Genomic DNA, 20737 nt, shown 5'->3' with positions numbered 1-20737 from the left:
GTCGAGGGAGCCGACATGGCGGACAACCTGCAGCAGCTGATGGACGAGCGAGGGAGCATCGTCCAGATGCTCCGTGACTCCAAACTCGGCACCTACATCTACCCGGTGGTGCCGGCGGAGTTCACGAACTGGCGCCGGGAGCAGAAGGCATGGCGGCACACCGCCGTGCTCTACGACCAGACCCACCACATGGTCAACTTCTTCATCTCCGGCCCCGACGCCCTGAAGCTGCTGAGCGACACCGGCATCAACAGCTTCGCGAACTTCCCCGTCGGCACCGCGAAGCAGTTCGTGCCCACCGCATCCAACGGCGGCGTCATCGGCGACGGCATCCTCTTCCACGAGACGCAGGGCGAGTACGTCTACGTCGGCCGCGCGCCGGCGGCGAACTGGCTGCAGTTCCACGCCGAGACCGGCGGCTACGACGTGCAGGTCCGCTACGACGACCGCTCGCCGTCCCGCCCGTACGGCAAGGCCGTGCACCGCGAGTACTACCGCTTCCAGATCCAGGGTCCGAACGCGTGGGCCATCATCGAGAAGCTCAACGGCGGAACCCTGGAGAAGGTCAAGTTCTTCCACATGGGTCACCTCACCATCGCGGGCGAGCAGGTCAGCACACTCCGTCACGGCATGGCCGGCGCCCCCGGTCTGGAGCTGTGGGGCCCGTACGAGCAGCACGAGAAGATCCGCGACGCGATCCTCTCGGCCGGTGCCGAGTTCGGGATCGAGCCGTGCGGTTCGCGCGCCTACTCCTCGAACACGCTGGAGTCGGGCTGGATCCCCTCGCCGCTTCCCGCCGTCTACAGCGGGGGTGACATCGAGCGCCGGTACCGCGAGTGGCTGCCCGGCAACAGCTACGAGGCGATCAACGCGCTGGCGGGATCGTTCGTGTCGGCCGACATCGATGACTACTACCTGAACCCCTGGGAGCTGGGCTACGGCTCGTTCGTGAAGTTCGATCACGACTTCATCGGCCGCGAGGCCCTCGAGAAGATCGACCCGTCGGCGCAGCGCCGCAAGGTCACCCTCGCCTGGAACGACGAAGACCTCACCAAGGTGCTCGCGAGCGTCCTGGACCGCGAGGGGCCGGGCTACCAGTTCTTCGACCTGCCCAACGCCAACTACGGCTCGTCCAACTACGACGCCGTCATCGACGCCGACGGCAACACGGTCGGCCTGTCGCTGTTCACCGGCGTCACGGCGAACGAGAAGCGCGGCCTGTCGCTGGCGACCGTGGATGCGGACGTTCCGGTGGGCGCTGAAGTGCGCGTGGTCTGGGGCGAGCCCGACGGCGGCTCCGGCAAGACCACGGTGGAGCCCCACGATCAGATCGCCATCCGCGCGATCGTGAGCCCCGTGCCGTACGCCGAGACGGCCCGCACCGAGTACCAGGGCGGCTGGCGCACCGCCAACGCCAAGTAGGACGACGCGCGCCGGCGGACGAGGACGAACTCCCGCCGGCGCGTGTCATCGGTGCTCGTCGCGCATGGCGTGACGGGCCCGGCGCAGGTAATCGGCGAACAGTTCGCGCTCGTCCTCATCCAGGCCGTTCAGCAGCGTCTGCTCCAGTTCGACGACGCGCGGTTCCAGCCGGTCGATCGCGCGCACGCCGGCGTCGGTGAGGAACAGCCGGATGCGGCGGCGATGCCCCGGGTCGGGTTCCCGGCGGATCAGTCCCTCCTCGATCAGCGGCTCGAGCGTTCCGGCCATGGTCTGCGCCCGCACGAAGGAGCGGCGCGCCAGATCCGAGCTCGTGGTCCCCGGACGCCGGCGCAGCACCGTGAGGGCGGTGAACTGCGCGGCGGTCATCCCCGCCTCCGCGCACGCCGCTTCCAGGCGAGGGCGGAGCGCGAGCTCGAGCTGCTTGATCACGTAGACGAATCCGCCTGCCTCGGTCATGCGGATCCTTTCCGTTCCTTCCCGACGCACGCGAGACTAGCGCAGGCGCTCAAGTTTCAGCTAGCCTGATACTGATGCGCAGATGCATCGGGCGAGGGAGCCAGGATGAGTGCGAACGCGGTGCGGGTGCCGATCGAAGAGTTGCCGACCCTGACGGGGGCGACGTTCGGGCCGAGCGAGTGGATGACGGTGCCGCAGGAGAGCGTCGACCAGTACGCCGCGGTGACGGGCGATCGCAACCCGATCCACCTGGACGCCGACTTCGCGGCGGCCACGCCGTTCGGCACGCGCATCGCCCACGGCCTGCTCACGCTCGGGCTGGTCGTGCCGATGATGGCCGAGGTCTTCGAGGTCACCGGCGCGAGCATGGGCGTCAACTACGGCATGAACAAGGTGCGCTTTCCCGCGCCGGTGCCTGTGGGCTCGCGCATCCGGGTGCGCGGCGAGGTGGCGACCGTCGCCGAGGTGGCGGGCGGATGGCAGATCGAGACGCCGGTCACCTTCGAGATCGAAGGCGGGACGAAACCGGCGTGCGTGGCCGAGCTGGTCCTGAGGTACTACGCATGAGCGGCGCGATCCGATTGGACGACCGGGTCGCGGTCGTGACCGGCGCCGGGCGCAGCCTCGGCCGCGCGTACGCACGGGCGCTCGCCGCCGCCGGCGCGGCCGTGGTCGTCAACGACCTCGACGCCGACGCCGCCGAGAGCACCGTGTCCGCGATCGCCGACGCGGGTGGACGGGCGATCGCCGTGCCGGGCGCGGTCGGGCCCGCCGCCACCGCCGATGCCCTCGTGGACGCGGCGGTGCAGTCGTTCGGACGCCTGGACGTCATGGTCGCCAACGCCGGCGTGCTGCGCGACCGCGTGCTGTGGAAGATGTCCGACGACGACTTCGACCTCGTGATCGACACGCATCTGCGCGGCTCGTTCACGTGCGGGCGCGCGGCGGCCGTGTGGATGCGGGAGCAGGGCGAGGGCGGACGGATCGTGCTCATCGGCTCGCCGGCCGGCCAGTTCGGCAGCTTCGGCCAGACCAACTACGCCGCGGCCAAGGCGGGGCTGGTAGCGATGGCGCGGACGTGGTCGCTCGAGCTGGCACGTGCGGGCATCGCCGTCAACGCGGTCATCCCCACCGCCCTCTCACCCATGACAGCCACGATGCCCGCCTACACCCAGGTGTACGACGACTTCCTGGCGACCGGCCGCATCCCCGCCGAGTACCGGCGCGAGCACGCGCTGGGAACGCCCGAGGACGTGGCATCCCTCATCGTCTGGCTGGCATCCGAGGCGTCGGCCTCGGTCACCGGGCAGGCGATCGGGATCGGCGGCGACCGGCTGACGCTGTACGCCCACCCCGCCGTGCTGCGGACAGCGGACCGCGACGGCGGGTGGAGCGCCGAGGAGATCGACGCGGCGTGGCGGGGAGAGCTCTCGAGCCTCGCCCAGAGCTCCGGGCCGCAGGCCAGCTGATGCGCGCACCGTACTCCGACCTGTGGCAGGGCGTGGCCCGCGCCGTTCCCGAGCGCATCGCCATGGTCACCGCCGCCGGGGAGGAGTGGACCTACGCGCGCGTGACGGCGGAGGCGGCAGCATTCGCCGCGACGCTGCGAAGGCATGGGGTGGGTCCGGGGGAGCGCGTGGCGATCCTGCTGTACAACCGTCCCGAGTTCCTGGTCGTGTTCTTCGCGTGCCTGGCGATCGGCGCGACACCGACGCCGATGAACTTCCGCTTCCGCGCCGGCGAACTGCGCGAACTGCTGGATGATTCCGATGCGGCCGCGCTCGTCTTTCCCGCGAGCGCCGCCGACACCGTCGCCGCCGCCCTGGCGGGGGCTGCCCGCCCGCCGCTGGCCGTGCACATCGCGGATGCCGATGACGCGGACGCGGTGCCGGGCATCCCGTGGCAGGAGGCCGTGGTCGCGCCGGGGGAGCTGCCACCCTCTGCGCCCGACGACGGGGAGCTGTGGATCTACACCGGCGGCACGACGGGGCGCCCGAAGGCCGTCCGCTGGAACGTCGGCGATATGTTCGCCGCGCAGCTGACCCCCACCTACGCCATGGCCGGTCTGCCGTTCCCGACCACGCTGGAAGAGGCGGTCGCGATCGCCGTCGACGCGGCCACCCCGCGCGTGGCGACCCTGCCGCTCGTGCCGCTCATGCACGGCACCGCGCTGACGACGTCGATGAACACCTTCTCACTCGGCGGCACGGTGCTGATCACGTCTTCGGCCGCATTCGACCCCGACGCGGCGCTCGATCTGGCCGCCACGCATGGTGCCAACCGGCTGATCGTCGCCGGCGACGCCATCGTGCTGCCCCTCGTCGCGGCGGCCCAGCGCCGTGGCATCCGTCTTCCCGCCCTCCAGGTCGTGCAGAGTTCGGGCATGCGCTTCAGCGCGGAGGCCAAACGGGGGCTCCACGCGATCGCCCCGGTCACGATCTTCGACATGCTCGCATCGACGGAGGGCGGATTGTTCGCGGTCACCACGACGACCGGTGCGCACGACCTGCCGGGCCGGCCCCGCCTCGTGCCGACCGCGACGGTGCGGGATGCGGAAGGACGGGACGTCCAGGACAGCCCGGGTGCGGTCGGGGTCCTCGCCCAGCGGGGCGCACTGCCGCTGGGATACCACGGCGACGAGGAGAAGACCCGGGCGGCCTTCCCGCTCATCGACGGGGTGCGCCACGTCATCCCCGGCGATTGGGTGCGGGTGCTCGACGACCGCCACATCGAACTGCTCGGCCGGGGCAGCGGGGTCATCAACACCGGTGGCGAGAAGGTGTATCCGCAGGAGGTGGAGGAAGCAATCATGGCGCACCCCGGGGTCGGGGACGCCGCCGTCGTCGGCGTGCCGGACGACAGGTTCGGCGAGATCGTCACCGCCGTCGTGGTCCGCCGCGACCCGCTGGTGACGGCGGAGGATCTCGTCGACCATGTGGGCGCGATGCTGGCCGGATACAAGAAGCCGCGGCACATCCTGTTCCTGGGCGCCCTCGATCGCACCCCCACGGGCAAGGTCGGCCTGGAGCGGCTCCGCGAGCAGGTCATCGCCGACCGCGCCCGCGCGGACGCCGACGCACCGGCACCCGGCGCGCTGCGCGGCTGAACCCGGTGCGCAGCTCAGGTGAGGTCGGTCAGCTGCTGCGCTCGGCGAGGATCCGCTGATACCACGCGAGAGTCGCGCGCGTGAGGTCGGAATGACGGCCGCCGGACTCCAGGGCGGCCAGGGCGTCGCGCACCTCCTGCTCGCGCCGCTCGATATGGCGGTGGGTGCCGCTCACCAGGTGATCGACTTTCGCCGCGCCGCCGGCTCCGAACTCCCGCGCCATCTGCTCGCGCAGCCACGCCTCGGCACCCGTGCCGCGTGCGGCCTCGAGGCTCTCGATCACGAGCGCAGCCAGCCCCTTCATGAACACGCTGCGCAGGAGCTTGCGCTCCGCCGCATCCCCCGCCGGGCCGGCGAGCAGCTCCACCGGAACCCCGAGCGGCGTGAGGGCGGCGGCGAACCGCGCGGCACCGTCGCCGCTGGCCAGCAGAGCCGTCCGCTCGGCGGCGCGGGGGACGGGAGCGAGAACGGCCACGTCGGCCACCGCGATGCGGTGAGTGGTGCCGAGGCCGGCGACGCGCTCCTTCACCTCGCGCGCCGCGGTGTTCAAATCGGCGTAGACCGCGCCCGGCTGCAGCAGCGGCAGGACCTGCTCGGCGGCGGCCAGTGCCGTGCGCGCCCACACCAGGCTCAGCACGACATCCGCGCCGTCGACGGCGTCGGCGGGGTCGTCGCACTGCTCGATATCGGCGGTCGCCTGCACGAACGGGTCGTAACCCCGCACCCGCGCACCGGCGGACTGCAGGCCCCGCGCGTACAGGGAGCCCGCCTCGCCGAGGCCGATGACCGCGATCCTCGTCATGGTGCCTCACCTTAGCCACGAGCGCGGATTCACGCCACTATCGTCGACAATCCGGCGGATCCGCGCTGCTCGGCGTGTTCGATAACGATCGCGCCTGACGGGCACCAAAATCGTTGACAATCCGAAAGCAAGTCCGTACGGTCCCATAAGGCCCTCTGGGCTACTGTCGCGAGCATTGACGCAACGACCCGAAAGGCGGCCGATGGCGGCGCAACTGACCCTGCACGACCTCAATCTGCGGTTCGGTGGAATCACCGTACTGGAGGACGTGTCCTTCGAGGTCGAGCCCGGGCAGATCCTCGGGCTGGTCGGACCCAACGGTGCGGGCAAGACCTCCCTCTTCAACTGCATCAGCGGTCACTACCGGCCCACCTCCGGCACCATCGCGATCGACGGCAACGCCGTCGAGGGCAACGCGCCGGCGACCCTCGCCGCGCATGGACTGGCCCGGACGTTCCAGCACCCCGCGCTGCAGTTGGAGGCCACCGTGCTGGAGAACGTCCTGCTCGGCGCGCACACGCGCCTGCCCGGCGGACCCCTCCAGTGGGGCATGCGCCTGCCGCGCACCGTAGGCGCCGAGCGCGCCCGCCGCGCTGAAGCGGTTGAGCTGCTGGAGCGCCACGGGCTGGGCTGGGCGACCAAGATGCGCGCGGACGAGCTCTCCCACGGTCTGCACAAGGGCGTCGAGCTGTGTCGCGCCCTGCTGTCGCGGCCCTCGCTGCTGCTGCTGGATGAGCCGGCCGCCGGCCTGCCGCACTCCGAGGTGGAGCACCTCATCACGACGGTGCGCCGCATCCGTGACGAGGACGACATCACCGTCATCGTCGTCGAGCACAACATGGGACTCATCTCCGCGCTGACCGACCGTGTCGTGGTGCTCGACCACGGGCGCAAGTTGATGGAGGGCACGGCCGCGCAGGCGCAGTCCGACCCGCGCGTGATCGAGGCGTACCTCGGAAAGGACGCGACCGATGACGCTGCTTGAGCTGGACGAGGTCACCGCTTTCTATGGACCCGTGCAGGTTCTCGAAGGCGTGTCGCTGAGCGTGCCCGAGGGGGGAGCCGTCGGCATCCTGGGGGCCAACGGGGCGGGCAAGACCACCACGCTGCGGGCCATCAGCGGCGCCGTGCGCGCAGGGGGTCGCATCGTCTTCGACGGCAAGGACATCCGCGGCAAGCGCCCCGAGCAGGTCGCCGGGATCGGCATCGCGCACGTGCCCGAAGGGCGCGGGACGCTGGGTGGTCTGACCGTCCGCGAGAACCTCCGCGTCGGCGCCTACCAGCGCAAGGACCGCAAGGGCGTGCAGTCCGACATGGACTACATGCTCGAGCTGTTCCCCAACCTCAAGGAGCGGTACACCTCGCACGCCTCCGCGCTCTCCGGTGGAGAGCAGCAGATGCTCGCCGTCGCGCGCGCGTTCATGGCCCGTCCGCGCCTGCTCCTGCTGGATGAGGCATCCCTCGGGCTGGCACCCAGCACGGCGCAGAACGTGTACGCCGCTATCGCGCGCCTCCGGGTCGAATCGGGGATCGCGATGCTCATCGTGGAGCAGAACGCCAACCTCGCCTTCACACTCGTGGACACCGCGACGGTGCTGGAGACCGGCCGCAGCGTGCTCACCGGCACCTCGGCCGAGCTTCGCGGCATGGACGAGATCCGACGCGCTTACCTGGGAGGCTGACCGTGGGGACCTTCATCCAGCTCGTCGTGGACGGGCTCTCGACCGGATCGATCTACGCGGCGCTCGCACTGGCGATCGTGCTCGTGAACCAGGCCACAGGCCTGATCAACTTCGCCCAGGGCGGCATGGCGGTGCTCGCGGCCTACATCGCGTGGTGGTTCACGGGCCTCGGGGTTCCGCTGATCCTCGCGATCCTCTTCTCCGTCCTGATCTCCTTCGTCCTGGGCGCCCTCATCGAGCGGTACGTCATGCGCCGCTTCGAAGGCGGTGACCCCGACACGGCGGTGGTCGCCACGATCGGACTGCTGACCCTCATCACTGGGATCTGCGGCTGGCTGTTCACCTACAACAACCAGCAGTTCGCATCGCTGTTCCCGCTGGACACGGTGCAGGTCTTCGGCGCGTCCATCAGCATCCGCTCGATCGGCACGACCGTCGTGATCATCGCGATCATGCTCCTCCTGCAGGGCCTGTTCCTCGGGACCAAGCTCGGGCTCGCCCTGCGCGCGGTCGCGATCAATCCGCAGTCCGCCTCGTACTCCGGGCTGCCGGTGGGTCGGCTGCTGATGACCGGTTGGGGACTGGCGGCGGCGCTGGGCGCCGTGGCGGGAGCGCTGGTGGCGCCGCAGCTGACCCTTACCCCCGGCATGATGGACACCGCGCTGGTCTACGCGCTGGCCGCGGTCATCCTGGGCGGGCTCACCAGCCCCATCGGCGTCGTCCTCGCCGCGTGGCTGATCGGCGTTCTGGAGAACCTCGCCGCCGTGTACGTGCCGTTCATCGGTTACGACCTGAAGGTCGCCGTTCCGTTCGCGCTCATCTTCCTCGTGCTGATCGTTCGACCTCAGGGCCTGTTCGGCCGGAAAGCGGTGGTGCGCGTCTGATGTCCGCAGCAGCAGAACTCTTCTCCCGTACCTGGGTGCGGTGGCTCCTGGTCGCGATCGCGGTCGTCGCGCTGGCCGTGCTGCCGCTGATCCTGCCCGAATTCGCCAACCAGACCCTCGCGCGCATCGGCGTCTTCGCGGTGGCCGTGCTCGGGCTGAACGTCGTCATGGGATACGCCGGTCAGGTCTCACTCGGTCAGATCTTCTTCGTCGGCATCGGCGCCTACGTCACCGCGTACGGCGTGCAGCAGGACTGGAACATCGTGCTGGTGTTCGTCCTCAGCATCCTCATCCCCGGGATCATGGGGCTTCTGATCGCGCTGGCGGCGGCGCGGCTTGGGGGCCTCGCGATCGCGATGGTCACGATCGCGCTGCCGATCATCGGAGTGCCGCTGGCCAAGCGCATGGCGGAGGTGACCGGCGGATCCCAGGGGCTCTCGTCCCGGTTCTCCGACTCGCCGTGGCCGGCGCTGTACAACGACCAGTGGCAGCTGTACCTGGTGATCATCATCGGCGGGATCGTCTTCCTCCTCACGCGCAATCTCGTCCACGGCAAGTACGGCCGGGCGTTCGCGATCGTCAAGTCGAACGAGGCGGTCGCCTCCTCGATGGGGATCTCGCCCTATCGCTACAAGGTGCTCGCCTTCACGGTCGCGGCTCTCATCGGCGGCGTCGCCGGCTTCCTGTACATGGTGGTCGTGCAGTACACGTCGCCGGAGACGATGAGCTTCGGCCACTCCATCACGCTCCTGGCCTCGATGGTCATCGGCGGCGCCGCCAGCATCGTGGGATCGCTCCTGGGCGGTGCCTACTACGTGCTCGTGCCGCAGCTGACCAACCTCATCGACCCGAACCTGACCGCACTGCTGCAGGGCGCACTGCTCCTGCTGGTGCTGTTCGTCCTCCCCGGCGGCCTCGTGTCGTTGCCGCGCGTGATCGCGCGTGCCCGGCGCGGGGGACGCCGTGACCCCGGCCCAGCCGGGACACCCCCGACCTCCCCGACGCGCTCCGCTTCGGAGCAGACCGTCGCAGAGGGCACCAACACAGAGAGGCAAGATCAGGCATGAACATGCGAAAGAGCACGAGGACGGCGGTGGGCATCGTCGCCCTGACCTCCGCTGTCGCACTCACCCTCGCCGGCTGCGCGCGCGGCGGCGGGGAGGGATCCGACGGCGGCGGCGCCGCCAGCCCGGGAATCACCGACGAGACGATCACGCTGGGCATCACGACCCCGCTCAGCGGCGGGACCGCCGGCCCCGGCACCTGCACCGTCGCCGGCATCACGGCGTACTTCGGCGCGGTCAACGAGGCGGGCGGGGTGGAGTTCGGCGACGGCAAGACCCGGACCGTCGAGATCGAGGCGCTGGACGACGGATACGACCCGCAGAAGGCCAAGTCCAACTACGACCAGCTCAAGGACAGCGTCTTCGCGATGACGGCGGGCCTGGGCACCCCCACAAACCGCGCCTATCGCGACGCGGCGATGGCGGATGAGGTCCCCCAGGTGCTGGTCATGACCGGCGACCCCATCTTCAGCGAAGAGGACGAGAGCCCGTGGCAGCTGGGCTTCGTGCCGATCTACCAGAACGAGGGCCAGGCGTTCGGCGAGCTGCTGGCGGCGTCGGGCGAAGACCACAAGGTCGCCATCCTCGCGCAGAACGACGACTACGGCGAGGGCTACGTCGAAGGCTTCATGGCCGGCATCGAGGGCGCCGACAACGTCGAGGTCGTCAAGGAGCTGACCTATGAGGCCACGGACACCTCCGTCGACGCCCAGCTGACGGAGCTCGCCTCCACCGACGCCGACGTCTTCTTCAACGCGATGTCGATCACGCCGCTGGCCATCTCCGCGCTGCAGAAGGCGCAGCAGCTCAGCTGGCTGCCCAGCTGGTTCCTGCCCTCCAACACCTCCAGCCCGGCGGCGATCGTCGAGCCCGGTGGCGGCGCGGCGTTCCCCGGCGTCTACACCGTCGCCTTCGCGCAGGCTGCGGCCAGCCCCACGTTCGCGGAGGAGGAGGGCGGCCAGGAGTTCCTGGACGACCTCAAGGAGTACGCCGACTACCAGGACGTCCCGGCGTTCCCGCACTGCGTGTGGAGCTACCAGGTGGGCGCCACGCTGCAGCAGGTCTTCGAGAGCATGACCGAGCCGACGCGGGAGAACTTCATGGAGGAACTCCGCTCCATCGAGGACTTCCAGGCGCCGTTCATGCTCGAGGGCACCGCGGTCAACACCACCGAGAGCGGCATGCCCGCCGTCTCCACGGTGGTCGTGCAGAAGTTCAACGGCAAGGGGTACGCCACGGTCGAGGACTTCGGCTGACGCATCCCTGCAAGCGATGACGGACGGCCCGGGCTGCGACAGCCCGGGCCGTTCGTCGTGCGGGGGTCATTCCAGAGTCTGCAGCACCTCAACGATGCCCTGCAGGTGCGCGCGGGTGGCTGCCTCGGCCGCATCCGCGTCGCGGGCGAGCACCGCGTCGATGATCGCGATGTGCTCCGGCGCCGACTGCATCGCGCGACCGGGCTGGAAGGCGAGGCGGAACTGGTGGCGGGCGGATTGGGCGCGCAGGCGTTCCAGCAGGAGCGTCGCCGTGGCATGGCCGCTGAGCTCGCGCACGAGGCGGTCCATGTCCTGATTCAGTCGCGAATACTCGAACAGGTCCCCGGCGGCCACGGCGGCCTGGATCTCGTCGCGCAGCGTCCGCAGCTGCGCCTCGCCGGCGTCGGTGAGGTTCTCCGCCGCCTTGCGCACGCACAGCGACTCCAAGCCGATGCGCACCTCCACGATCTCCACCGCCTCCTGCACGGAGATCGCCCGAACCCGCGCGCCGCGGTTGGGGAGGCGTTCGACGAGTCCTTCGCCGGCCAGGTTCAGCAGCGCCGTGCGCACCGACGCGCGCGTCGCGCCGAAGCGCTCGGACAGGTCGGCCTCCACGAGCCGCTGGTGGGGGACGAACTCGCCCCGCAGGATCGCCTCCCTGATCTGGACGGTCAGGTCGGGCGAATCGGCCGACGACGGATCGTCGGTGGGCAGCGTGGTCATGCGTGGTCCTTCCGCCAGGCGGCGCGAGGCTTCCCGCGTCAGGAATATTGTCGCCGACATCCGCACCAATCCGGCTAGCATTATTCGTGGACATGGAATGCCGCAGCGCTGCGGCACTGCGCTGGCATCCCGAGGTCCGCGCCGCACCGCTCGGTGCGGGCAGCGTCGAAGGCGAGGAGCGCAGAGATGACGATGACCGAGACGTCTGCCGGAGTGCGGACCGGACTCTACATCGGGGGAGCCGAGCGCTTCACCGACGACGTGCTGTCGGTGGCCGACCCCGCCAAGCCCGGCGCGGTGGTCGGGCAGGCCGCCGCGGCGTCGGCAGCGGATGTGGCGGATGCCGTCGCTGCCGCGAATTCGGCGTTCCCGGGCTGGGCGGCGCTGGGTGCCGCCGAACGGGCACGGATGATGGCCGAGGCCATCGCCGGCATCGCCGATGACCGCGACGAGGACGCCGCCATCCTGTCGCAGGAGAACGGCAAGGTCCGGATGGAGGCCTGGGTCGACGCGCTCGTGTTCGAGATCCGCTGGAACCTCGCGCTCATGCTCGCCGACGAGGTCGAGAAGGGGCACACCCTGCCGGTGGTGCCCGGAGCGATCCCCGTCTCGACGGAGGTCGCCTACCAGCCGCTCGGCGCGGTGACGGTGATCGTCCCCTTCAACTGGCCGATCGCGATCCTGGGAGCGGCGCTGCCGCACGCGCTGCTGGCGGGGAACACGGCGATCGTGAAGCCGCCGCCCTCGGCGCCCCTGGCCACCACCCGCGTGGTGCAGCGGGTGGCCGAGAAGCTGCCGCCCGGGGTCCTGAACGTCGTGACCGGCCGCGATGCGGACATGGCGGGCCTCATCCAGAACACCGACGTGGCGAAGGTGTGCTTCACCGGGTCGGTCAACGGCGGCAAGCGCATGATGGAGATGGCGTCCAAGACCCTCACCAGGGTGACGCTGGAGCTGGGCGGCAACGACGCTGCCGTCTTCCTCGAGGACGCGATCCTCGACGACACGCACCTCGACCGCCTCTTCGCGGCGATCTACGACACCACCGGCCAGATCTGCATGAATGCGAAGCGCGTCTTCGTGCACCGCTCGCGCATGGACGAGCTGGTCGCCGGACTGGAGGCGCGGCTGAACACGGTGGTCCTCGGCTACGGCCTGGATGAGGGCACGACGATGGGCCCGCTGCACCAGCCGGCTCAGAAGGCGTTCGTCGAGGAGATCATCCAGGAGGCCAAGGACGCCGGCGCCGACGTGCGCGAGTTCGGCGAGCTGCCCACGGGCGATCTCGCCGGCGGCAACTTCCTGCGCCCGGCGATCGTGGTCGACCCCGACCTGCAGCTGCGCGTGGTCACGCAGGAGCAGTTCGGTCCGGTCATCCCGATCATCCCGTTCGACGATGAGGACGAGGCGGTGCGGATGGCCAACGACACGTGGGGCGGCTTGTGCGGTTCGGTGTGGACCGCCGACCCCACCGCCGCGCAGCGCGTGGGATCGCAACTGGTGTGCGGGTACGTGTGGGTCAATGACCACGGCGCGACGCGCCTGGACCTGCGCGCCCCGTTCGGCGGCATGAAGCAGTCCGGAATGGGACGCGAGCAGGGGATCGAAGGCGTGCGGGCGTTCCAGGACACCCGCTCGATCGCCACGATCGACCCCGAGGCGCTCGCCGGCATGGCGCACTGAGCAGGACTGGGGCGGCCACCGACGGCCGCCCCGTCTCCCCTTGCGCCGGGGCCCGAACTCCTCAAAACCGTTGCCGGGAACCGGTTGCAGGGGCGCGTCCTCCGCCTTCCGGCCGCATACTGCCGGAGTTCGGGCTGCGAGGGGGACGGATTGCGCCGGGTCAGGAGTACCGCGTCATCGCGTCCCGCACTCCCGCGAAGGATGATTCGACGTCACCGAGCATGTTGGGGTGGGTGAACGCGTAACGATCGCCGTTGCGCACGGCGCGCAGGACGATCGCCCCGGCCTCCTCCGGCTCGATCCACATGTCGGTGTCGGTGATCTTCTGGGCGATGTCGAAATCGACGAGCCCGCCGGTCGAGCCCGCCGGTCGATTCCGCAGGCTGTCCTTGATGTTCGAGCGGACGGCGCCCGGGTGCAGCACCGTGACGCCGACGGTGTCGCCGGCGGCTTCCAACTCGGCGGCGATGGTCAGGCTCAGCCCCTCGACGGCCGCCTTGCTGGCGACGTAGGGCGCGTACCCGGGAGGCGTGAAGAAGCGCGACATCGACGCCGTGTTCACCATCCACGCGCCGTGCGGATTCGCGAGAAGCGCGGGTAGGAACGCCTGAACGCCGTGCACGACCCCCATCAGGTTCACGTCGAGCACCCAGCGCCAGTCCTCGAGGGTGAGGTCCTTCGCCGCAGCCTTCGGCCCGACTCCGGCGTTGTTCACCATGAGATCCACGCGCCCGAAGCGAGCGAGCACCTCGTCGGCGAGCCCGGAGACCTCCTCCGCTTCCGTCACATCCGTGTTGAACGCGGGGTAGCCTTCCGCGCGTGCGCGCTCCAGAGCGGCCGCGTCCCGGTCTGCGACGACCACCGTGGCTCCCGCCTCCCGGAATGCGCCGGCGATGCCCTTGCCGATGCCGCTGCCACCACCGGTGACGACCGCCACGCGGCCGTTCCAATCCTTGATGCCCTCCATCGGACCTTCCTTTCGTGCCTCCGAGAATTCTGTCGCCCTCGGGCGGGTACGGAGGTCTCAGTTTGCGCCGCGGCGGGCTGGTCGTCTCAAGGTGATAGCTCCCGGACCATTGCCGCCCTCTTAGCGTGGAGGCCGTCCGACGCACTCGCGCGTCCAGGCGTCCCACCGCGCAAAGGAGCATCCATGCACATCGGTCTGAACTTCGGCTTCGGAAAACTCGACCCGGAGGTGTCCGACCACGACGTCTACCGCAGCGAGACAGAGCTCGCGGTGCTCGCCGAGGGGCTCGGGTACGACAGTGTCTGGGCGGTGGAGCACCACTTCAGCGACTACGCGTTCTGCCCCGACAACCTTCTGTGGCTCGCGCACGTCGCGGCGCGGACCTCGTCCATCAAGCTCGGCACCGGCGCAGTCATCCTGCCGTGGAACACCCAGCCGATCCGTGTCGCCGAGAAGCTGCTCATGCTGGACCACCTCTCCGAGGGGCGCGTCCTGTTCGGGATGGGCCGCGGGCTCTCCCGCAAGGAGTTCGAGCCGTTCGGAATTCCGCTGGAGGAGACGCGAGGCCGCTTCGACGAGTCCTCCAAGATGATCATCGAGGCCATCGAGTCGGGATACATGCAGGGTGACGGGCCGTTCTTCCCCGTGCCCCGCACGCCCATCAAGCCCGGTCCCTTCGCGCCGTGGGGCGACCGCATCTTCACGGTTGCGGGCTCGCACGACTCGATGGTGTCCGGCGTGAACAACAAGTGCCGCTTGATGTCGTTCATCCTCCGCCCGGTCGACAAGATGATGCCCACCTTCCAGGCATACCTCGACTACTACCGCGAGGTCTGGGACGAGCAGGCGCCCCCCGTCTCGCTGAATGTCGCGATGTACTGCCACGAGGACGAACAGGTCGCTCTCGACGGCATGTACGAGTACGTCGGCAACTTCTTCGAGGCGAATGTGGCCCACTACGAGATGGACGGGGTGCACTTCGCCGACACGAAGGGGTACGAACGCTATGCCGACACGGCCGCGCTCATCCGTGAGAAGGGCGTGAGCAAGGCCGGCCGGGACTACGCCGACGCCGCTCTGTACGGAACGCCCCAGCAGATCCTCGACAAGCTGGTCTGGATCCAGGAGCAGATGGGTCAGTTCGACCTCGTGCTGCAGCCCTCGTTCGGCGGGATGTCGCATGACACAGCACGCAAGAGCGTGGAACTGTTCGCCCGCGAGGTCATGCCCAAGGCCCGCCAGCACTACGACGCGACCGCCGCCGCATCTGTCTGAGGCCGTCGGCCGGGCGTCTTCGAGCGCCCGGCCGACGGGGTCAGACCCGGGGGCGTCGGGCGATCAGCGGAAGTCGATGACGACACCGGACCGGAGTCGTCCGGACTGGACGCGCGCGTGGGCTTCCTCCGCCCGGTGCGGCGTGAAGATCTCGAGGGGCCGGGTCAGGTAGCGTGCGTCGGCGAGCTTCTGGAGCTGACGGCCGGCGTGCCACTCGCGCGGGACCATGACCGGCACGACCCGAGCGCCGCTGTCCCCCGAGCCCGCCCAGCCGCGCAGAGTGACCACGACACCGCCGGGGCGGACGGCCGGCAGGATCGCGTCGTCGATCACGGCGAGATCGACGGCGGCGTCGACCGGCCCACCTGCGTGGACGACGAGTCGCTCGGCGAGATCGTCACCTCGCGCCACGGTCGACGCCGCGCCTCGTTCGAGGACGATCGGACGGTCATCGTCGGAGCAGACCCCGATGACCCGCAGCCCTTCGGCGGCAGCGAGGGGAAGGATGATCGCCCCCAGCGCGCCCGCCGCACCCGTGACGACGACGGTCGACCCCGGTGGCAGATCGAGCACGCGCATCGCTTGGATCGCCGTATGGCCGTTCATCGGCAGCGTGGCGGCCTGGTCGAGCTCGATGTGATCGGGTACCGCGCCCAGGGTGTCGTCCGGTGCGACGAGCCGCTCGCGATAGGCGCCTCCGTAGGGACTCGAGGGGAGGGCCATCCCCATGACGCGGTCACCGGTCCGCCATAGGCTGTCGGGCCCGACCGCCTCGACGACTCCGGCGTAGGCCATGCCCGGTACGTGCGGAGGGGGTCCGGCGATGGGCATCACTCCCGCCCGGACGGCGATGTCGGACGGATGTACGGCGGCGGCTTCGACACGGACGCGCGCCTCGCCGGGCCCGGGCTCAGCCACCGGTACGCGGGTCACGTGGAGCACGTCGGGGCCGCCGGGCTGCGTGAAGGCGACGGTGAGGCCGGTCGTCAGGGAAGCGGTTTCTGGGTGCATCCGAGTGATGGTAGACGGGTCGGTGCCGGTCTCCCGTCACGCAGCCCCGGCGTCTCACGATGAGACGTCGGGGCGCGCACGAGCCTCAGTAGCTTGAACAGAAATCGGGGTGCGCGGGTGCCCCTGATCACGATCGCGAAGGAGCATCGGCGATGCACATCGGAGTGAACTTCGGTTTCGGCCGCTACGACAAAACCGTCCCGGAGTACCAGGTGGTGAAGGGCGAGACCGATCTCGCCATCCTGTCGGAGCCCCTCGGGTACGACAGCGTGTGGGCCGTCGAACACCACTTCACCGACTACTCCTTCATGCCCGACAACATCCAGTGGCTCTCCTACGTCGCGGCGAAGACCGAGCGCATCCGCCTCGGAACCGGCGCGGTCATCCTGCCGTGGAACGATCCCCTGCGCGTGGCGTCGAAGCTGCTGCTGCTGGACAACCTCTCCGGTGGCCGCGCGATCTTCGGAATGGGCCGAGGGGTTGCCCGTGTCGAATTCGAGGGCCTGCGCATCCCGGTCGGCGAATCGCGCGAGCGCATGGACGAAGCCGTGCCCATGATCATCGAAGCGCTCGAGACAGGTTTCATCGAGGGCAAGGGCCCCCACTACGAGCAGCCGCGGCGCCAGCTCAAGCCGGGGCCGATCCGGAGCTTCAAGGGCCGCATGTACACGGTGGCCGGCTCGGAGGACTCGATCATCGCCGCGGTGAAGAACCGCGTCAGCGTGATGTCCTTCATCCTGCGTCCGGTCGACAAGCTGGTGGAGACGTTCGAGCTGTACAACAACCTGTGGCGTGAGACGTGGGACGATGAACCTGCCCCGATCTGCATCAACGCCAACATGTACTGCCACGAAGACCCCGACGTCGCGAAGGACCGGATGTACGAGTACATCGTCAACTTCTGGCACCAGAACGTCGAGCACTACGAGTTCCTCGGCAACCACTTCGCGACGCAGAAGGGGTACGAGCGCTACGCCGAGAAGGCCGGGGCGCTGCGGGAGAAGGGCGTCGATCAGGCCGGCCGCGACTACGCCGATGCCGCACTGTATGGGACGCCGCAGCAGCTGATCGAGAAGCTGGACTGGATGCAGGACGTGATGGGGCAGTTCGAGCTCGTCGTGGCGCCCTCGTTCGGCGGTATGCCGCAGTCGATGGCCGAGGTCAGCCTGCGGACGTTCGCGGAGAAGGTCATGCCGACCGCGCGCCGCAACTACGACGCCCGCATCGCCGGCGGCTCCAAGGCCCGCTGAGCCCCGATCATGGTTGACAGCACGGGTGAGGTCGGCATGCCCAGCCGGCGACTGGTGGACAGCGGCGTGCCGATGACGACGCGCGACGGCGTCACACTGCGTTCGGTCGTGCACCGGATGGCGGACCGGGAGACGCAGCCGATCGTGCTGGTGCGGAACCCCTACGGCGAGCCGCTGACGCGGAACCTGCCCATCTGGTCCCTTCTGGATCGCGGATTCGCGATCGTGATCCAGGACTGCCGCGGAACGGGTGACTCGGACGGAGAGTTCGTCCCGTTCGAGGGCGAGGGGCCGGACACGGTCGACGCGATCGAGTGGTGCGGATCGCTGCCCTTCTCGAACGGCCGCGTCGTGATGTACGGGGCGTCCTACTCCGGCATGGTCCAGTTCGCGGGCGCTGTGGACCAGCCCCGCGCGCTGGCCGGGATGATTCCGGTCGTGACGCCGGACGACTACCAGACACGGTTGGCATACCGCTCCGGTGTGTTCCAGATGGGGCAGCTCACCGGCTGGTACACCATGAAGACGCTGCAGTCCTTGACCTACCGCGCCCAGCACGGTGAGGACGTGCGCGAGGTGATGGGCCGCTTCTTCCGGCATGCGGCCGATCCGTATGCCTCGGTCGGGTCCGGTGCGCTCATCGACGCGCCAGTGCTCAGCGAGGTTCTCCCCACGTGGCGCCGGTGGGCTGCTGCCGACACGACCGGGGAGTACTGGCCCTCGATCAGCTACCGCGACCGTCGGTCCGACGTCGAGGTGCCCGCGCTGCACGTCGGAGGATGGTTCGACCTCTTCCTCGGCGGGACGATCGCGAACTTCACGTGTCTGCGCGCGGAGGCGGCCACCGAGCGCGCCCGCGCCGGCCAGCGCCTCATCATCGGTCCGTGGCAGCACATCGACCAGAGCGGCACCGTCGGCGATATGAGCTTCGGCGCGCCGGCTTCGGCGGCCGGTTTCGGACTGGAGGCCGCGGTCGCAGACTTCGCGCGAGCGGCCGCCGACGGGAGCGAGGTGCCCGGGGCCCCGGTTCGCCTCTACGTCATGCAGGCTGGACGCTGGCGGGAGGAGCAGGAGTGGCCCCTTCCGGGAACGCGATGGACGCCATGGTTCCTCGGCGAGGGGGGATCGCTCTCCCCGCGGGCGCCGCAGGGGGACACCGGCGAGACCCGCTACATCCACGACCCGAACGACCCTGTTCCCATGCGGGGAGGGCAGTCCGGTGTCTTCGCGGGAGGCCTCGAGGGCGGCAACGAATGGACCGCCGGACCGCGTGACCAGCGACCGCTCGATGGACGCAGCGACATCGTCCGTTTCGCCGGCGACGAACTGGCCGAGGATCTCGAGGTCACCGGGCCGGTGACGGTGCGGCTGTTCGCGGCCACGGACGCCGAGGACACCGACTTCGTCGCTCGCCTCATCGACGTGCACCCCGACGGGCGCGCCATCGGTGTCGTGGACGGGATCGTCCGAGCCAAATTCCGCAACGGGCAGGATGAGGCGACGCCCGTTGGGCCGAACGAGGTCGTGGAGTACGAGATCGACCTGTGGGCGACGAGCTGGCTGTTCCGGGCGGGCCACCGCCTCCGCGTCGACATCGCCAGCTCGTCCTACCCGAACTGGGATGTCAACGCCGGCGTGCTCGGCAACAACGCGATCGTGCCGCCGGAGCAGCGCCGTACGGCCCGGCAGCGGATCCTGCACAACGGCGCTCATCCGTCCCACATCGTGTTGCCCGTGCAACCCGTTTCTCCCTAGCACCACCCGAAAATCACAGCAAGGAGGACTCAATGAAGAGAACACATGTCACCGGTGCCATCGCACTGCTCGCCGCCGCGGGCCTGGCTCTGAGCGGATGCGCCGGAACCCCGACCGGTGGTTCGGACGCCGGCCCAGCCGGCGACGGCGAAATCGTGGGCGGTCCGGGTGTCGACCTGGACACGAAGACGATCAAGGTGGGAGCGCTCGTCCCCGTCTCCGGCGTCTTCGCCGGCGCCATCACGAACATCGAAGGCATGGATGCCGCATTCCACCGCGCCACCCAGCCCGGAGGTGCCATGGAGGGCTGGACGCTCGAAGTGGTGAACCAGGACACGAAGTACGACGCCGCGACCGCGATCCCGCTCTACGAGGGATTCAAGGACGACGTGGCGATGGTCTCGCTCGTGCTCGGCTCGACGATCATCGACGCCATGCTGCCCTCCATCGAGACCGACAAGATGACCCTCATCCCGGGTGGAACGACTCCCAACCTCCAGTTCGCCGACCACCTGGTGCCGAGCCTGCCGATGACCAGCAGCCACGCTGCGAGCCTCATCCCCTACGCGGTCGAAACCTACGACGTGGAGGACGCGACGTTCTGCAGCATGACCGTCGAAGACACGCTGGGCAAGTACATCCAGGAGAACTTCGACTTCACCCTGGAGGAACTGGGTCTCACGAAGGGCATCGACACGACCTTCGCCCCGAACGCCGACCAGCTGACCGCGCAGATCACCTCGATGAAGAACGCCGACTGTGACGTCGTCATGACCGGCGGAACCGGCGGCTTCCTGCAGACGCTGGCGGTGCAGTCGGTGCAGCAGGACTTCACGCCGCTGGTGCTGGCCGGCAACAGCGCCTACAACATCACCCTGGCGACCGGACCCGGCGCCGACTGGCTGGCGGAGAACGCGATCATCTCGGTTCCCGGTGACGAGTGGCTGGGAGAGAACGCTCCGGGCCAGGCCATGCTCATCGAAGACCTCGAGGCGATCAACCCGGACTACACCCCGAGCGCCAACGCCCACTTGACGGGCTACGTCAACGGTCTGCTGACCGCCGACATCCTCGCCCAGGCGCTGGAGAACGGCGACCTCAGCCGTGAAGGCATCGCCACGGCGGCCACGGAGATCGGCACGTGGGAGGACGAGCTCGGCCTCACCGGCGGCGATGTCGTGATCGGGGCGACGGCCGCCGAGAACGTGCCCCCGCACAAGCTGTCGATGTTCCGCATCGACGGATCGGTTCCCACCGGCCTGAAGCTCGAGGCGTACAACTACGACTCGGATGTCGCGGTGAAGTACCTGGAATCCGTCGCTCCGTGAGTCTCAGCGGGCGGCGACGGCATTCGTCGCCGCCCGCTCCGTACCCGTCTCC

Annotated in this window: 19 protein-coding genes; 14 read left to right on the top strand and 5 right to left on the bottom strand. The window is 69.4% G+C overall.

The window, feature by feature from the left end:
- Window positions 1-15 precede the first annotated feature (15 nt).
- Window positions 16-1422 (top strand): vanillate/3-O-methylgallate O-demethylase, encoded by a 1407-nt coding sequence (gene ligM, locus E4K62_RS17600; RefSeq protein WP_135070110.1) that lies wholly within the window; start codon window positions 16-18, stop codon window positions 1420-1422.
- A 45-nt stretch (window positions 1423-1467) separates the two neighbouring features.
- On the opposite strand, the gene E4K62_RS17595 is transcribed toward ligM, so the two are convergent.
- The gene (locus E4K62_RS17595) at window positions 1468-1899 is read right to left on the bottom strand and encodes a MarR family winged helix-turn-helix transcriptional regulator (protein ID WP_135070107.1); all 432 of its coding nucleotides are present in this window, start codon (window positions 1897-1899) and stop codon (window positions 1468-1470) included.
- A gap of 105 nt (window positions 1900-2004) precedes the next feature.
- Here E4K62_RS17595 and E4K62_RS17590 point away from each other — a divergent pair, with 105 nt between their 5' ends.
- The 3 genes from E4K62_RS17590 to E4K62_RS17580 are packed head-to-tail and all read left to right on the top strand — an operon-like array spanning window position 2005 to window position 5005.
- Window positions 2005-2466, top strand: a complete 462-nt coding sequence (locus E4K62_RS17590; RefSeq protein ID WP_135070104.1) for a MaoC family dehydratase — start codon at window positions 2005-2007, stop codon at window positions 2464-2466.
- Window positions 2463-3368 carry an SDR family NAD(P)-dependent oxidoreductase gene (locus E4K62_RS17585; protein ID WP_135070101.1) on the top strand — a complete coding sequence of 302 codons (906 nt, stop codon included), beginning with the start codon at window positions 2463-2465 and terminating at the stop codon, window positions 3366-3368. Before E4K62_RS17590 ends, E4K62_RS17585 begins: the two co-directional genes overlap by 4 nt.
- Window positions 3368-5005 carry an AMP-binding protein gene (locus E4K62_RS17580; RefSeq protein ID WP_135070098.1) on the top strand — a complete coding sequence of 546 codons (1638 nt, stop codon included), beginning with the start codon at window positions 3368-3370 and terminating at the stop codon, window positions 5003-5005. The genes E4K62_RS17585 and E4K62_RS17580 overlap by 1 nt, the downstream gene beginning before the upstream one ends.
- Before the next feature lie 28 nt (window positions 5006-5033).
- On the opposite strand, the gene E4K62_RS17575 is transcribed toward E4K62_RS17580, so the two are convergent.
- The gene (locus E4K62_RS17575) at window positions 5034-5807 is read right to left on the bottom strand and encodes an NAD(P)-binding domain-containing protein (RefSeq protein ID WP_135070095.1); all 774 of its coding nucleotides are present in this window, start codon (window positions 5805-5807) and stop codon (window positions 5034-5036) included.
- Window positions 5808-6009: 202 nt separating this feature from the next.
- On the opposite strand from E4K62_RS17575, the gene E4K62_RS17570 reads away from it, so the two are divergent.
- Genes E4K62_RS17570 through E4K62_RS17550 form a run of 5 tightly spaced genes read left to right on the top strand, consistent with a single transcriptional unit; the run spans window position 6010 to window position 10693 of the window.
- Window positions 6010-6792, top strand: a complete 783-nt coding sequence (locus tag E4K62_RS17570; protein ID WP_135070092.1) for an ABC transporter ATP-binding protein — start codon at window positions 6010-6012, stop codon at window positions 6790-6792.
- Window positions 6779-7489, top strand: a complete 711-nt coding sequence (locus E4K62_RS17565; RefSeq protein ID WP_135070089.1) for an ABC transporter ATP-binding protein — start codon at window positions 6779-6781, stop codon at window positions 7487-7489. The genes E4K62_RS17570 and E4K62_RS17565 overlap by 14 nt, the downstream gene beginning before the upstream one ends.
- Window positions 7490-7491: 2 nt before the next feature.
- Window positions 7492-8373, top strand: a complete 882-nt coding sequence (locus tag E4K62_RS17560; RefSeq protein WP_135070086.1) for a branched-chain amino acid ABC transporter permease — start codon at window positions 7492-7494, stop codon at window positions 8371-8373.
- A complete protein-coding gene (locus E4K62_RS17555; RefSeq protein ID WP_135070083.1) occupies window positions 8373-9440 on the top strand; it encodes a branched-chain amino acid ABC transporter permease in 1068 nt (355 codons plus the stop codon). Before E4K62_RS17560 ends, E4K62_RS17555 begins: the two co-directional genes overlap by 1 nt.
- Window positions 9437-10693, top strand: coding sequence for an ABC transporter substrate-binding protein (locus E4K62_RS17550; RefSeq protein WP_240742750.1), 1257 nt, complete (start codon window positions 9437-9439; stop codon window positions 10691-10693). Before E4K62_RS17555 ends, E4K62_RS17550 begins: the two co-directional genes overlap by 4 nt.
- A gap of 66 nt (window positions 10694-10759) precedes the next feature.
- Here E4K62_RS17550 and E4K62_RS17545 read toward each other — a convergent pair whose 3' ends face one another.
- The gene (locus E4K62_RS17545; RefSeq protein ID WP_135070080.1) at window positions 10760-11416 is read right to left on the bottom strand and encodes a GntR family transcriptional regulator; all 657 of its coding nucleotides are present in this window, start codon (window positions 11414-11416) and stop codon (window positions 10760-10762) included.
- Between the two features lie 186 nt (window positions 11417-11602).
- Between E4K62_RS17545 and E4K62_RS17540 the strand changes: the two genes are divergently transcribed.
- Complete coding sequence (locus E4K62_RS17540; RefSeq protein ID WP_135070077.1) at window positions 11603-13099, top strand: aldehyde dehydrogenase family protein; 1497 nt, start codon at window positions 11603-11605, stop codon at window positions 13097-13099.
- A gap of 160 nt (window positions 13100-13259) precedes the next feature.
- Here the strand turns inward: E4K62_RS17540 and E4K62_RS17535 are convergent, their stop codons facing one another.
- Window positions 13260-14066 (bottom strand): SDR family NAD(P)-dependent oxidoreductase, encoded by an 807-nt coding sequence (locus E4K62_RS17535; RefSeq protein ID WP_135070074.1) that lies wholly within the window; start codon window positions 14064-14066, stop codon window positions 13260-13262.
- Window positions 14067-14249: 183 nt separating this feature from the next.
- Between E4K62_RS17535 and E4K62_RS17530 the strand changes: the two genes are divergently transcribed.
- Window positions 14250-15341: an LLM class flavin-dependent oxidoreductase gene (locus tag E4K62_RS17530; RefSeq protein ID WP_135070071.1), complete on the top strand. Its 1092-nt coding sequence runs from the start codon at window positions 14250-14252 to the stop codon at window positions 15339-15341.
- 63 nt (window positions 15342-15404) lie between these two features.
- Here the strand turns inward: E4K62_RS17530 and E4K62_RS17525 are convergent, their stop codons facing one another.
- On the bottom strand, window positions 15405-16352 hold the full coding sequence (locus E4K62_RS17525; RefSeq protein WP_135070068.1) for an NADP-dependent oxidoreductase: 948 nt from the start codon (window positions 16350-16352) through the stop codon (window positions 15405-15407).
- Between the two features lie 152 nt (window positions 16353-16504).
- Here E4K62_RS17525 and E4K62_RS17520 point away from each other — a divergent pair, with 152 nt between their 5' ends.
- The 3 genes from E4K62_RS17520 to E4K62_RS17510 are packed head-to-tail and all read left to right on the top strand — an operon-like array spanning window position 16505 to window position 20685.
- The gene (locus E4K62_RS17520) at window positions 16505-17602 is read left to right on the top strand and encodes an LLM class flavin-dependent oxidoreductase (RefSeq protein WP_135070065.1); all 1098 of its coding nucleotides are present in this window, start codon (window positions 16505-16507) and stop codon (window positions 17600-17602) included.
- A gap of 9 nt (window positions 17603-17611) precedes the next feature.
- Window positions 17612-19357 carry a CocE/NonD family hydrolase gene (locus tag E4K62_RS17515; RefSeq protein ID WP_135070062.1) on the top strand — a complete coding sequence of 582 codons (1746 nt, stop codon included), beginning with the start codon at window positions 17612-17614 and terminating at the stop codon, window positions 19355-19357.
- 32 nt (window positions 19358-19389) lie between these two features.
- Window positions 19390-20685 (top strand): ABC transporter substrate-binding protein, encoded by a 1296-nt coding sequence (locus E4K62_RS17510; protein ID WP_135070059.1) that lies wholly within the window; start codon window positions 19390-19392, stop codon window positions 20683-20685.
- The last annotated feature ends 52 nt before the right edge of the window (window positions 20686-20737 follow it).

It is taken from the genome of Microbacterium wangchenii, from assembly GCF_004564355.1.
Classification (GTDB): domain Bacteria; phylum Actinomycetota; class Actinomycetes; order Actinomycetales; family Microbacteriaceae; genus Microbacterium; species Microbacterium wangchenii.
Note: the sequence above shows the minus strand (reverse complement) of the source record. Positions and strands in the feature narration are given on the sequence as shown.